1 protein-coding gene is annotated in these 741 nt (G+C 64.6%); it reads left to right on the top strand.

Annotated elements, in window-relative coordinates:
• Positions 1-55: 55 nt before the first annotated feature.
• A partial coding sequence (locus AO501_RS18415) for a DUF4143 domain-containing protein (protein WP_231752538.1) occupies positions 56-741 on the top strand: 686 nt, incomplete at its 3' end.

Below are 741 nucleotides of genomic sequence, written 5' to 3'. Positions count from 1 at the left end.
CGGGGCGACGGCCCACTCCGGCGCGGGGCGTATCGGGCGGCTGCGCATGCGCCCGATGACGTTGTCAGAGCGGGGGATCGCTTCACCAACAATCATTCTTGGCGAATTGCTGACTGGGAGAAGACTTCCGCTCGACGGGGCGACGCAGATCCGGTTAGCCGATTACACGCATGAGATCGTGGCGTCAGGCTTTCCGGGTATGCGGTCTCTTGGTGCGCGGGCATTGAAGTTTCAGCTGGACTCGTACCTGCGGAATGCCGTCGACCGAGACGTGCCGGAGCAGGGGCTCGCGGTTCGTAAGCCTGATGCCATGTTGGCGTGGTTGCGCGCCTACGCGGCCGCCACGTCCACGACGGCCAGCTACACGGCAGTGCTCGACGCGGCCACCGCCGGTGTCAGTGACAAGCCGGCGCGTTCGACGAGCATCGCGTACCGAGATGTGCTTAGTCAGCTATGGCTTCTTGACCCCGTGCCCGCTTGGGGTCCCGCGGCAAACCCGTTGGCGCGCTTAGCCCAATCGCCTAAGCATCACCTAGCCGATCCTGCGTTGGCGGCGCGTCTACTCGGCCTGTCTGTGGATACACTGCTCGGCGGTGAAGGTAAGCCGATCGGGCCCCAGGCCGGCGGCATGCTCGGGCATCTTTTCGAATCCTTGGTCACGCTTTGCGTACGGGTTGCTGCCCAGGCTGCCGAGGCCACCGTTGGTCACCTCCGGACACGCAACGGTGACCACGAAGTAGA

The sequence above is a fragment of the Mycobacterium gordonae genome (assembly GCF_001417955.2).
GTDB lineage: Bacteria > Actinomycetota > Actinomycetes > Mycobacteriales > Mycobacteriaceae > Mycobacterium > Mycobacterium gordonae_B.
The sequence above is the reverse complement of the archived record's forward strand: the minus strand, read 5'-3'. Positions and strand labels throughout refer to the sequence as shown.